Source organism: Dyadobacter sp. CY312, assembly GCF_021390535.1.
In the GTDB taxonomy this organism is placed as follows: Bacteria; Bacteroidota; Bacteroidia; order Cytophagales; family Spirosomataceae; genus Dyadobacter.
Genome location: NZ_JAJUXG010000009.1, coordinates 303297 through 315906, shown reverse-complemented (window position 1 = coordinate 315906; position 12610 = coordinate 303297). Strand labels below are relative to the sequence as shown.

14 protein-coding genes are annotated in these 12610 nt (G+C 41.6%); 12 read left to right on the top strand and 2 right to left on the bottom strand.

The features are described from left to right. Positions 1-31: 31 nt before the first annotated feature. The 8 genes from LZG71_RS14485 (at position 32) to LZG71_RS14450 (ending at position 4824) form a co-directional block, all read left to right on the top strand. Positions 32-322, top strand: coding sequence for a DUF2442 domain-containing protein (locus tag LZG71_RS14485; protein WP_233821424.1), 291 nt, complete (start codon positions 32-34; stop codon positions 320-322). After that, positions 309-569, top strand: a complete 261-nt coding sequence (locus tag LZG71_RS14480) for a DUF4160 domain-containing protein (RefSeq protein WP_233821422.1) — start codon at positions 309-311, stop codon at positions 567-569. Before LZG71_RS14485 ends, LZG71_RS14480 begins: the two co-directional genes overlap by 14 nt. A gap of 6 nt (positions 570-575) precedes the next feature. Further along, the gene (locus LZG71_RS14475; protein ID WP_233821421.1) at positions 576-1811 is read left to right on the top strand and encodes a cysteine desulfurase; all 1236 of its coding nucleotides are present in this window, start codon (positions 576-578) and stop codon (positions 1809-1811) included. Positions 1812-1845: 34 nt separating this feature from the next. Further along, positions 1846-2226 carry a DUF5618 family protein gene (locus LZG71_RS14470; RefSeq protein ID WP_233821419.1) on the top strand — a complete coding sequence of 127 codons (381 nt, stop codon included), beginning with the start codon at positions 1846-1848 and terminating at the stop codon, positions 2224-2226. Between the two features lie 15 nt (positions 2227-2241). Beyond that, positions 2242-2670, top strand: coding sequence for a SufE family protein (locus LZG71_RS14465; protein ID WP_233821418.1), 429 nt, complete (start codon positions 2242-2244; stop codon positions 2668-2670). 41 nt (positions 2671-2711) lie between these two features. Further along, complete coding sequence (locus LZG71_RS14460) at positions 2712-3023, top strand: SUF system Fe-S cluster assembly protein (protein WP_233821416.1); 312 nt, start codon at positions 2712-2714, stop codon at positions 3021-3023. Positions 3024-3144: 121 nt separating this feature from the next. Beyond that, positions 3145-3573 carry a BrxA/BrxB family bacilliredoxin gene (locus LZG71_RS14455; protein WP_233821414.1) on the top strand — a complete coding sequence of 143 codons (429 nt, stop codon included), beginning with the start codon at positions 3145-3147 and terminating at the stop codon, positions 3571-3573. Between the two features lie 141 nt (positions 3574-3714). After that, positions 3715-4824 (top strand): VWA domain-containing protein, encoded by a 1110-nt coding sequence (locus LZG71_RS14450; RefSeq protein ID WP_233821412.1) that lies wholly within the window; start codon positions 3715-3717, stop codon positions 4822-4824. 86 nt (positions 4825-4910) lie between these two features. On the opposite strand, the gene LZG71_RS14445 is transcribed toward LZG71_RS14450, so the two are convergent. Together LZG71_RS14445 and LZG71_RS14440 are read right to left on the bottom strand one after the other, a co-directional pair. Then, positions 4911-7415: a PIG-L family deacetylase gene (locus tag LZG71_RS14445; RefSeq protein WP_233821410.1), complete on the bottom strand. Its 2505-nt coding sequence runs from the start codon at positions 7413-7415 to the stop codon at positions 4911-4913. Between the two features lie 18 nt (positions 7416-7433). Beyond that, a complete protein-coding gene (locus LZG71_RS14440; RefSeq protein ID WP_233821408.1) occupies positions 7434-8060 on the bottom strand; it encodes a 4'-phosphopantetheinyl transferase superfamily protein in 627 nt (208 codons plus the stop codon). Between the two features lie 136 nt (positions 8061-8196). Here LZG71_RS14440 and LZG71_RS14435 point away from each other — a divergent pair, with 136 nt between their 5' ends. The 4 genes from LZG71_RS14435 (at position 8197) to LZG71_RS14420 (ending at position 12520) form a co-directional block, all read left to right on the top strand. Then, on the top strand, positions 8197-9888 hold the full coding sequence (locus LZG71_RS14435; protein ID WP_233821406.1) for a C45 family peptidase: 1692 nt from the start codon (positions 8197-8199) through the stop codon (positions 9886-9888). A 54-nt stretch (positions 9889-9942) separates the two neighbouring features. Continuing rightward, on the top strand, positions 9943-11208 hold the full coding sequence (locus LZG71_RS14430; protein ID WP_233821404.1) for a phenylacetate--CoA ligase family protein: 1266 nt from the start codon (positions 9943-9945) through the stop codon (positions 11206-11208). 92 nt (positions 11209-11300) lie between these two features. Continuing rightward, positions 11301-11855 (top strand): hypothetical protein, encoded by a 555-nt coding sequence (locus LZG71_RS14425; protein WP_233821402.1) that lies wholly within the window; start codon positions 11301-11303, stop codon positions 11853-11855. A gap of 35 nt (positions 11856-11890) precedes the next feature. Beyond that, entirely contained in the window at positions 11891-12520 is a 630-nt protein-coding gene (locus tag LZG71_RS14420; RefSeq protein WP_233821401.1) for a hypothetical protein, read from the top strand. Positions 12521-12610: the final 90 nt, after the last annotated feature.

Here is a 12610-nt window from a genome sequence, read left to right as displayed (position 1 = left end):
TTCATTTTTTTAATTTATAAATTCGAAAAAAATGACATTCCCAGCCATTACAAGCGTCGGAGGTTTAGGCAAGTATAAGCTCTATATTACATTTGCTGACGGTGTGGAAGGTGAAGTAGATTTGAAACATCTTGCAGATCGGGGTGTGTTCAAAATATGGGAGGAACAGGATATTTTTGATAAGGTTTATATTGATCCGGACACAAAGTCAATCGCTTGGAATGAGCAGATTGATTTGTGTCCGGATACTTTTTATCTCGAATTGAGAAAAATGACTTTTCAGGAGTGGCAACAACAAACGAATTCTTATGCCTACCATTAGCAGGTTTTTTGGTATACTAATTCAGATGTACTATAACGACCACAATCCTCCCCATTTTCATATACAGTACGGAGAATTTCAGGCAACAATCGGCATAGTTGATTTTGCTCTTCTGACAGGAACTTTACCTCCGAAGGTGCTTGGAATGGTGGTGGAATGGGCATCCATCCATCAATCTGAATTATTAACTAACTGGAATTTGGCAAGCAAAAATTCTCCATTGCTGCCGGTTCTTCCATTAACTTAGAGTGATATGATTTCTTCTCCCAAGATTCTCGATATAACATCCATCAGAAATGATTTTCCTATTCTAAATGAAATAGTGAATGGAAAACAGCTGCTGTATTTTGATAATGCCGCAACTACGCAGAAGCCAAGACTTGTTCTGGATGCATTGTCGGGATATTATGAGCACTACAATGCCAATATTCACAGAGGTATTCATCACCTTGCTGAGAAGGCAACGGCGGCTTTTGAAGAATCCCGTCGCAGTATGCAACGCTTCGTTAATTCCCCTCTGGCTGAACAAATCATTTTTACCTACGGAACCACGGACAGTATTAATCTTGTGGCGCAAACTTATGGTCGCAAATTTCTGAAAGAAGGAGATGAGATCATTATAAGCACCATGGAGCACCACTCCAACATTGTTCCATGGCAAATGCTTTGTGAGGAAAAGGGTTGTATTCTAAAAGTGATCCCAATTAATGAGGAGGGAGAGCTTTTGATGGAAGAATATGGAAAATTGCTGTCGGAGAGAACGAAGTTTGTTTCTGTTGTTCACGTTTCCAATGCTTTGGGGACAATTAATCCAATTAAAGAAATCATTGAGAAGGCTCATGCAGTTGGTGCCAAGGTACTGATTGATGGAGCTCAGGCAAGTTCACACCTGACAATAGATGTGCAGGATCTGGATTGCGATTTTTATTCTTTGTCTTTGCACAAAATATATGGCCCTACAGGAATGGGCGTGTTGTATGGAAAAAAGGAACTTCTGGATGCGATGCCTCCTTACAGAGGAGGAGGTGAAATGATCAAAGAAGTGACTTTTGAAAAAACAACCTACAACGAATTACCTTACAAATTTGAAGCTGGAACGCCCAACATTGCTGATGTGGTCGCGTCCAAATTCGCTTTGGATTACGTTGAGTCATTAGGTAAAGAGAATATTGCAAGTCATGAAAATGAACTTTTGCAGCATGCTACAAATGCTTTGAAAGAAATAGATGGCTTGAGAATTATTGGTAACGCAAAAGAGAAAGTGAGCGTAGTGTCTTTCGTGATTGATGGAGTTCACCATCAGGATATCGGTGTATTGCTCGATCAGCAGGGAATTGCGGTTCGTACAGGACATCACTGTACGCAGCCATTGATGCAGCGATTTGGCATTACAGGAACCACACGAGCCTCTTTTGCTGTTTACAATACAATTGAAGAGGTAGATAGATTTGTGACTGGATTGAGAAAGGTTGTGAAAATGTTAGCTTAGGATTTATTCACTTCATCATAATCGACAAATAAAAATGAGCAACACTATTCAAGAAGCAAAACGATACCTCGATAATGCCAAAGAACTTTTAAGTGAAAAGGCTAAAAAAGAAGATGGTTACTATCAGGATACAAAATATGTCAAGTTAGCTGGTCATGCAGCTTATGCGGGAATTTTAGTTGCACTGGATTCTTATTTGGGTAAGAAGTCAAAAGGTAGGAAACATGTGGATTGGTACAAGGAACAACTTGCGGCATTGGATAAAAAACTCTTGACCTCCTTTGTATCTGCTTATGATACACTTCATTTGTCGATGAGTTATGATGGAAATCCAAATGCAAAGGTTGCAAAGGCTGGTTTGGAAGATGCTGAAACCATTATCACCTGGGTTGAAAAACGAACGGCAACTGCTTAATTTATATTTTAATTTATGACAATAAACGAAGCACAGGACGAACTAATTGAGGATTTTGAATTGTTTGATGAGTGGGAAAGCAAGTACGAGTATATCATTGACCTCGGAAAACAATTGCCGGATCTTTCTGAACAATACAAGACGGAAGATAATATTATAAAAGGCTGCCAGTCGCTTGTTTGGCTGTATGCCTACATGGATGGAGATCTTTTGAAGTTCGAAGCAGACAGTAATGCAATTATTGTGAAGGGGTTGGTTAATATGCTTGTTAAGGTGTTGTCGGGCCATACTCCGGAAGAAATTGCCACTGCTGACATCTACTTTATGGATAGAATCGGTTTACATCAGCATCTGGCTCAAACCAGGTCTAACGGACTTGCTTCCATGCTGAAACAAATGCGGGCTTATGGTGTAGCATTTCAGGCGAGATCTTTAAGTAATTGAAGTTGAATTTTACAACAAATAATAGCTAACAGCTGATATAAATGTCTGAATCTGAGTTACGCGAAGAAGTAGTAAAGGCAATTAAACAGGTATACGATCCTGAAATTCCTGTGGATGTGTATGAGCTCGGTCTTATATATGATCTGAAAATTTTCCCTGTCAATAACGTTTTTGTTTCAATGACATTGACTTCGCCTTCATGCCCGTCGGCAGGAACATTGCCCGGTGAAGTGGAGCAGAAGATCAGAGAGGTCGAAGGAGTTAATGATGTAAGTCTGGAACTGACTTTCGATCCTCCTTACTCAACAGAGATGATGTCTGAGGAGGCTAAACTTGAACTTGGATTTATGTAAACGGCTTTCGGCAGTCAGCCATCGGATTTCTGCCCGAGGTTAAATATGAATTACAATAAGAAGCTAATAGCCATTGGCTGATAGCTATAAGCTAAATAAATAACTTTAAACTGATAAGAATATGTATCCTCCACACCTGGTGGCGCCTATGAAAGCGGAATTGGTAAATGCCGGCTTTCAGGATTTAACAACTGCGGAAGAAGTTGATAACTTCATGCAAAATACCAAAGGAACTGCTTTGGTTGTAATTAATTCAGTTTGTGGCTGTGCGGCTGGTGCGGCTCGTCCGGGCGTTCGTGCGGCTGTTACGCGTAGCGAAATTAAGCCTGATCACCTTGCAACGGTTTTTGCCGGAGCAGATATCGAGGCAGTTGCAAAAATGCGTGAATATACTTTGCCATACCCTCCGTCATCTCCGGCTGTTGCTCTTTTTAAAGATGGAGAATTGGTACATTTCGTAGAACGTCATCACATTGAAGGTCGTTCTGCTGAGATGATCGCGGCGCATTTACAAATGGCATTCGAAGAATTTTGCGCGGCAGAGGCGTAATTCTTGATTTTAGAAAATTGTGTTACGGCTACTTTCGATTAAATTTGAAAGTAGCCGTTTGTATTTTGTTAGTTTCTCATGTAACCTAATGGAAGGCATTAATAACCAACCATTAAGAATTAACCACTAATCTCAGCCTTCATGCGCGGACATCGTTTCACTCAATTTGTACCAGCAGAACAAAGCGGAAATAATAAATTTGATCAGCTATTTGATATTTTTCAGCAATTGCTGCTCATGACTTCGGGAGACGTGGGAGAGGCTATGTCGTGGTTAAGCCAGCTGGACAGGCAGTATACACTCACGAACGACTCTTACGGAATAGGCGACTTTTTTGACGATCTCAAAAAGAAAGGATATATATCCGAAGAAAAAAGAGATGGTGAGAATAAGATCATCATGACGCCCAAGGCCGAGAAAAGTATTCGGAAAAGTGCGTTGGATGAAATTTTTGGAAAGCTTAAAAGATCCAAGTCCGGTGGAAATCACCACACACCACATCTTGGATCTGGCGATGAATTAAGCAGTGATATACGCCAGTTTCAGTTTGGTGATACGCTGGATCAGATCGCCATGACGGAGTCAATAAAAAATGCGCAGGTGAACCATGGAATAGGGGACTTCATGCTCATGGAAAATGATCTGGAGGTAGTCGAGCGAGAGCAGAAAACAACCACTTCTACCGTCGTGATGATTGATATTAGTCATTCCATGATTCTTTATGGAGAAGATCGTATAACTCCTGCGAAGAAAGTGGCACTGGCTCTGGCTGAGTTGATCAGGACGAAATACCCCAAAGATTCATTGGATATTATCGTTTTCGGAAATGATGCCTGGCAAATCCAGATTAAAGATTTGCCATATTTGGAAGTTGGGCCTTACCATACCAATACCGTAGCGGGACTTGAACTGGCTATGGATATTTTGCGCCGGAAGAAAACGCGTAATAAACAGATTTTCATGATTACTGATGGTAAACCAACTTGCCTGAAAGAAGGAATCAGATACTATAAAAACAGTTTTGGTCTCGATCGCAAGATCATTAACAAAACACTTACACTTGCTGCGCAATGTCGTAAACTGGATATTCCGGTTACCACGTTCATGATTGCTACCGATCCTTATTTGAAGCAATTCGTTCAGAATTTTACCGAGATAAATAACGGAAGAGCCTATTACAGCAACTTACAAGGACTTGGAGGTTTCGTTTTGGAAGACTTTCAACGCAATAGAAGGAAGAATGTAAAGTAGTTTTTTTAGTGAGAAGTGAGAAGTGAAATGTACGATAGACAAGTCAGTACACTTTACCTCTCACTTTTTAATTTCACCCACTCAACTCACTTTTTCCCTACCGAAATCATATTTGCAAAGAGTCTGTAGGCTCCTGTAACCCCGGCAGGAAGTTCCCGGAAAAAGGATAGACCAGTATAAATGTAATGTCCTTTTCCGTATTTGGCATAAAGAACGCTACCTTCTTTGGTCGTTTCGTCGGTATCATTTCCTGAAAGTATCGCCTGGTATTTTGACTTATCCCAATCCAGTCCAAAGTACAATCCGCGTTCCTGAATCCATCCGTCAAAATCCTTTTGGGTAATTTTGTTGGGGTAGTTCAACAGTGGATGATCAGGAATCAGGAATTTCATAGCAGCGTCCTCCTCTGTAATTCGGTCACGACCCGTTACCAACGGATAGGGCCCAAGGTTTGCAACTTTTACATCTCCCGGAATGGTGTACTGAACTACCATCGTTCCGCCGTTGTGAACATATTCCAGCAACTTAGCCTGATAGTGAGACAAGATACCCACAGTATTATAAGCCCGAACACCAACTACAATCGCATCATAAATTCCGAGATCTTTGGAAAGTTCGCTGCCGTCAAGCATAGTAACCTGGCAGCCAATCTGCCTCAAAGCCGCGGGAACATCGTCACCCGCGCCGGCTATGTAACCAATGTTTTTAGCCGTCGTGCGAACATCAATTTTTGCCAGTTTCGCTTCCGCATTTGGAAATAAAGTCTGGCTGGGAATGTGGTGATAAGCTATTGTTCTGATTGACTTGTCGTAAGTTTTTCCGTTTACGGTTGCTATCGCGCTCACAACTACTTCCTGATTTTTAGCAGGAGGAGTAACTGTAAATGTAAAATTCTGAACCTGATTTTTCTCTTTGATATTAAATTCAGCTGATGCCGGAACCGATTTCCATCCCGCAGGAGTGTTTAGCTTAACAGATCCTTCTGTGTTCCCCTGCTGTGCCTCCACAACAACACTGATTTGCTTTGGCTCAACGGATGCAAAAATGAACACAGGCTCACTGATGTTAACAGTAACCGCTGGCCTGATCTCGAATGGGCGATAAATTTCACCTTCGGCAGGATCTGTGGATTTGTATATCCATGGCCTTGAATAACTGAATTTCTGGCCATCAATCTCAAAAACAAAATTGGTAACTGTTTCAGGTCGGTTTTCCGGGAATCCTATCGCTTGCTGACTATCGATTTGGAACAATCCCTTATCAATCGGCTTTTCTAACCAATAGGGTTGACTTACCTTTAAAGATGCGGGCAACTTCGGGTTAACGGTAAATTTATTTTCCTGCCCTTCCTGCAAGGGAAGGTTTAAAGTGCTGTCCGAAGCTGCGCCTGTCCAGCGCAAGGAAACCAGATTGACAGGATAAGTGCTCCGGTTCACAACAGAGATGTTTACTTTTTCATAATCTCCGGAAGTTGCAGAAAAGCTCACCGGGTTACTTTCAAACCACAAGCCCAGGCATTGGACGATGAGGTCTTTCACCTCAGCCTTTTTTGTTTTAACATTGATATCGGTGCTATCTAGCACGGCAAGTTGCTGGTTAAGTTTTAACAGACCCGGTACGGATAGCGTGGGATTGTTTACATCATAATTTTTAATGAGGGACGATACGAGCTCCTGCACTTCACCACTGCCTGTAACTCTCTTCCAGGTTAAATCAATCCCGTCAAAGAGTGTCTTCGTCGCTGGCTCACCCTCTTTGTGAAGGAAATAGTCGATCCGCTGACCTCTCGAAGCTGAACTTCCAAAGCCCTGGCTTTTATGCTGGCTCCTGCTCAGTGCAGATATTTCAGTGTACGAGCTACCCAAAACAGGATTATACCCACTTATTTGCAAAGAGATAAATCCCGACTTCTCACCGGTAGGAGGTTTGTTGGTAAAGCCAGGGGAAAAGGTGTTCCAAACCAGTCGCTTGGCCTGCCAGGGTTTCACAAATTTCAGCTGGTCAGAGAAGGATTTGGGATCTGCTGCCATGGCGAATGCTTTTTCAGCAAGATATCCGGAGGTTTGGTGGTGACCATGTCCAGCTCTTGGATCAGGTGGAAACCGGGTAACTATAACATCCGGCTGAAACTTGCGTATCAACCAGACCACATCGCCCAGGACTTTGTCCTGGTCCCAGAAATTCAATGTTTCTTCCCTGGTTTTTGAAAAACCAAAATCATAGGCACGTGAAAAAAACTGCTCAGCTCCATCAATTCTACGTGCCCCCAAAAGTTCCTGCGTTCTGATTACGCCAATATTGTATCCCTGCTCAGCGCCTATGAGGTTTTGGCCGCCATCACCTCTTGTCAGGGATAAATAGCCGGTTCTCACGAGCTGGTCTTTCGACATGTAAGTAAGAAGTAACGTATTCTCATCGTCCGGATGAGCCGCAATGTGAAGTATCGAACCTACAACATTCAGTTTCTTGATGTTCTGAAATATCTCACCTGAGGATAACGAGGGAACCTGTGCTGAGGCGTTAAATGAAAACGGCAGAAGTGAAAGTAAAAGAAGTTTTTTTAATTTGTTAAGGGTAGGCGTTTTTTTCATAGGTTATTGACAATCGGTTTAGTTCGTTCGGGTTAGAATGTAGTTTTCAAGCATTTCATACCGCAAAAACAATGTTTTTGTACTGCCGATATGTAAAATGTTAACTTCAATTGAGCCCGTTTGGTTGCGTTGAAAGGGTAAAAGGTAAATATCTTTTTTTACATCAATATCACTGTGACCCAAGAATTTGTAAACCGTTTCTTTCGCAGACCATAAAATATGGAGTAACGTATTATCAGAGGTGTCAAACTGTGATAGTTCTTTCGGGCTCAGGAAAAAATCAACGCCCTTGCTGATATCTGGTTTGAGCCTTTGGATATCAATACCGACCGGATTCTGTTCGTTGATGTAAATGCAGGCATAGTCGCCTGAATGCGAAATAGATATATGGCTGGAATTGTTGTTTAAAAATGGTCGTCCCTCAGGGTTGTAATAGATGCCATCGTTTTCGGGGAGCATGATTTTTAATAAATTACGACACGCTAGCCACTCTTTTTTTCGAAGAACGTTCCTTTTGGAATTGTATAAGGCCCTTTCCACATCGCTCAGATGTATCGGTGATAGCAACTCGTCAATAGATTCTTCTATTTTCCAAAGTCCGATATGTGCATATTCAGAAACCTTTTTAATAAATACGACACTCATTTATTGCTAATTTTGCGCATGAGAGTAAACCAAACAGTTATAAATTTCTGTTGTAACTCCGATTCAATCTTAATAATCACAAGGGAAATCGATTGTAATAGATCACTTGCATCGGGATTTGCCTTTGTCATCATATATGTTTCCAAAAAACAAAACGGCCAGAAAGCTAGCCAGAATATTCATTGGATTTTTGTTGTTTATGGGGGTGCTGTTTGCACTTTTCCTGTGGCGAATCAGAATTCCTGCGCCCGAGATTGAAAGTACGAAATCTGTCGACAGTTACAAACGGGTAAAGCTTGGCAAAGATCATTATCAGGTAGAAAAATGTTGGCTGAAAAAAAATCGGTATGGAATTTGGGAGATGTATTTGGAAGGTTCGCCTTACGAGCGCGGACTGATATACGGTGTTCTTGCCAAGGAATTGATGGAAAAACAGGAGGTACATTTTGTGGGCCAGATCAACGAGATGATTCCGAATGCTTTCTTCCTTCACATTCTCAGGGGTTTTGTAGGCTGGTTTAACAGAGATATTTACAAGTACATTCCTGACGAAAACTTGCAGGAAATTTATGGTGCTTCTCAGTCCTTTTCCGATCAGTTCAATTACATCGGTCCTAAATATTACCGTATTTTAAATTACCATGCGGCACATGATATTGGTCATGCACTTACCGATCTTAACATGGTTGGCTGTACTTCATTTGCCGTGCGGAACACTTTATCGAAAGATTCATCCCTGCTCATTGGTCGCAATTTCGATTTTTACATGGGGGATGCCTTTGCCGAAGACAAGCTGATCGTGTTCATGAACCCTGATAAAGGATATAAATTTGCTTCCTATGCATGGGCCGGGTTAACAGGCGTGGTTTCCGGTATGAACGAAAAGGGTATTACAGTGACCCTGAATGCATCCAAATCGGATATTCCCTATGCGGCAAAGGAGCCGATTTCACTATTGGCCAGAGAAATTTTACAATACGCAGCGACCATAGAAGAGGCGCGCGAAATTGCCTCAAAAAGTGAAACCTTTGTTTCTGAATCCCTGCTCATTGGGTCGGCAAAAGATAACAATGCTGCGATTATCGAGAAATCACCTGCTAAAATGGATGTCTACAAATCTGGTGAGGATTACCTGGTTTGTGCCAACCATTACCAGAGTGCTGCATTTATTAAAGATTCTGTAAATATTAAGAACGTTCGGGATACAGACTCCAAATACAGGTTCGACCGAATGATGCAGCTGATGAAAGAATCCTATCCGTTGGATGTGGATCGTGCAGCAAAAGTATTGAGGAATAAAAATGGCTTGGACGACAAGTTTATTGGATACGGCAACGCCAAATCGCTCAATCAACTCATCGCTCATCATGGTATTTTGTTCAAACCGGCGGCCAGCAAACTGTGGATTTCAGCTCCTCCGTACCAGCTCGGGGCATTCATTTGTTACGATTTGAAAGATGTTTTCAACAACACACAATCATTTCAGGCGATAGATTCGCTGGCAATTTCTAGTGATGCATTCCTTCAAACAGCTGATTACCAAAAATATGAGGCGTATAAGGCCACAAAACAGCGAATTAATAAATTCGTAATGTTGGGAGCACCTTTTGAGCTTACCTTTGAAGATGAAAAGGAATTTGTAAATAACAACCCGGTGAGCTACATAACCTATATGACGCTGGGTAACTATTTTGAAAAGGTAAAAAACTTTAAAAAAGCTGCTTCATATTACAAGGAGTCTTTGAAACGTGACGTGGCCTCGGAGAATGAAAAAGCGTTAATTTTGGCGAAAATTGAATCCTGTAAAAAACATATCGAGGGAGAATAAGGCAAAAGTGAAGTTTGACGTTTCGCTCTCCTCAATGAATCAGCCATCGAAAACATGAAATCTGAAAGCTTGAATAACAATTCGCAGAATGAAAAATTGAAGGAATTGATCAGCTACGTTGCTAAACATTCTCCGTATTATCAGGAAATTTTCAGAGAAAATGAAATTGATCTGACCTCCATTCGGTCGGCTGTGGATCTTGCCCAATTACCTTTTACGACAAAGGACGATTTGGCAAAACAAAATGATGCATTTCTTTGTGTTCCCAAAAGCAATATTGCCGACTTTGTGACCACGTCTGGCACAATGAGCGATCCTGTGGCGTTTTATCTGACAGATGCGGATATTGAACGGCTTGCCAATAATGAGTCAGAGTCTTTCCGTTGTGCAGACGGGAGTTCGAATGATATTTATCAGCTTATGACCACCATTGATAAGCGCTTTATGGCTGGTCTTGCCTATTGGATGGGTGCTCGCAAAATGGGCGCAGGGATGATTCGTGTTGGTCCGGGAGCTCCATTTTTGCAATGGGAGTCTATTCAGCGCTTTTCACCCACGGTATTAATTGCAATTCCATCCTTTATCCCAAGATTACTGGACTATGCTGAGGCGAACGGAATCGATTTCGCGGCTTCCAGTGTGAAGTCTGTAATATGTATTGGCGAACCCATCCGCAATGCAGACTTTACTTTAAATGAATTGGGCAAACGCATCACATCGCAGTGGAATGTGAAACTCTATTCTACCTATGCTTCCACAGAAATGGGGGCGGCTTTCACAGAGTGTAGCGAAGGAAAGGGCGGCCATGTGAACCCTGATTTGCTGGTGCTGGAAGTTGTGGATGAAGCAGGAGATGCGGTAGGAGAAGGTGGGCTTGGAGAAGTGGTTGTGACCACATTAGGTGTGGAAGGAATGCCGTTGCTGCGTTACAAAACCGGGGATCTTTGCAATGTATACTATACTGCGTGCAGCTGTGGCAGAACAAGTGCAAGGCTCGGTCCTGTGGTTGGCCGAAAACAGCAGATGATCAAATTTAAAGGAACAACCATTTTTCCTCCGGCGATTTTTGACGTGTTGGATATGGTGAAGGAAATTGAATTGTATCAGGTGGTTATTTCAAAGAATGAATACGGAAATGATGAAATAACAGTGCTGCTACCCATTCAGCTTTCCAATCCTGCGTTTAAGGAAATGCTGCATTCTTTGTTCAAATCACGCTTGCGTGTATCGCCCTTACTGGAATTTATTACCGCTCAAGAACTCACATTCAGAATATACAAACAGGAAAAACGCAAACCTGATAAATTGATATATATTTGATTTCTCTGTAAAATTTTAACATGTTAAATCAAATGAAGAACCTATTCCGCGCAGTATGTTTGACCGCATTCGTGTGTTTGTCAGTCAGTTCAATGGCACAAAAAGTAGAGCTAAAATCCGGGAATGTGGATGTTCTTTCCGGGCAAAAGACGATTAACGTCGAGTACGACTATTCTTCATTCGGAGTTGGAAAGTTTGCAACCGAACAGGAATATCTCGATAAAAAAGCTGCCGAATACAATGCAAAAGAAGCAGGCAAGGGAGACGCCTGGAAAAAGGACTGGGTGGCAGACAGAAAATCTAGCTACGAGCCCAAGTTTGAGGAGTTGCTAAACAAGGGGCTTGCCGACAAAGGTATTATCGTAGGAAGGGGCAAAACGGATGCAAAGTATACGCTCATAGTACGAACCACATTTGTGGAACCAGGTTTCAATGTAGGAGTTGTGAGAAAAAATGCCGCAGTCGATTTCGTGATTGATGTTGTGGAAACCTCCAACAAAACTGGTAAAGTTGCAGAAATAACAATGGCAAAAGTACCAGGCGGACAATTTGGTGGATATGATTTTGATACAGGCGTGCGTATTGCTGAGTCTTACGCAAAGGCAGGCAAAAGCCTTGCGGCCTTTCTTGATAAAAAGTTAAAATAAAAGTGTGTTAATAAATTGTTCAAATTACTTACGTCATGAAAAAACTTTCACTATTAAGCTTTCTCTTTTTTATTGCAGTACAAAGTTTTGCCCAAAATACCATGTCGGATATTTTCAGTGGGAAAGCCAAAGTCGTGTTTTTAGGTCTGGACTTTACACAGGCCAAGTATATTGGTCCTGCCGGATTTATGGATCCAAATGCGATTTTGAACCAACACATGGTGAGCTGGAACAATCTGATTGAATTTGAACCTAAGAAATTTTCGCTTGTGAAGCCATTAAAACTACGCGAAGAACAATATGTTGCAAAAGTGGGCGACATGATCACGTATAACAAAAAGGCAAATGTTGCTGACAACATCACCAGTGAAAATTACACATTGACCGAGGATCAGGCAAGAAAAGCCGTTGGGAAATATTCCCTGAGTGTTAATGAGGGAATTGGTGTGGTATATGTAGTTGAAAGTCTGAGTAAAAATGCCGAGAAAATGACCGCTTGGATTACGTTTATAGACTTACCAACCAAGAAGATTTTATTGACTGAGAAAATTGAAGGTAAAGCAGGCGGTTTCGGCTTTCGCAATTACTGGGCCGGAGCAGTGTATAAAATGAACGAAAACGTTGGCTCAAAATATTACAAAAAGTGGAGCACTGGTGCTAAATGACAATAAATAAGAAATTGTTTTCTATTTTCATGGCTCAAAACTGATCTGAACATAGAATTTCATAAGCTGTGAACTGTTCTTCTCTTTTGA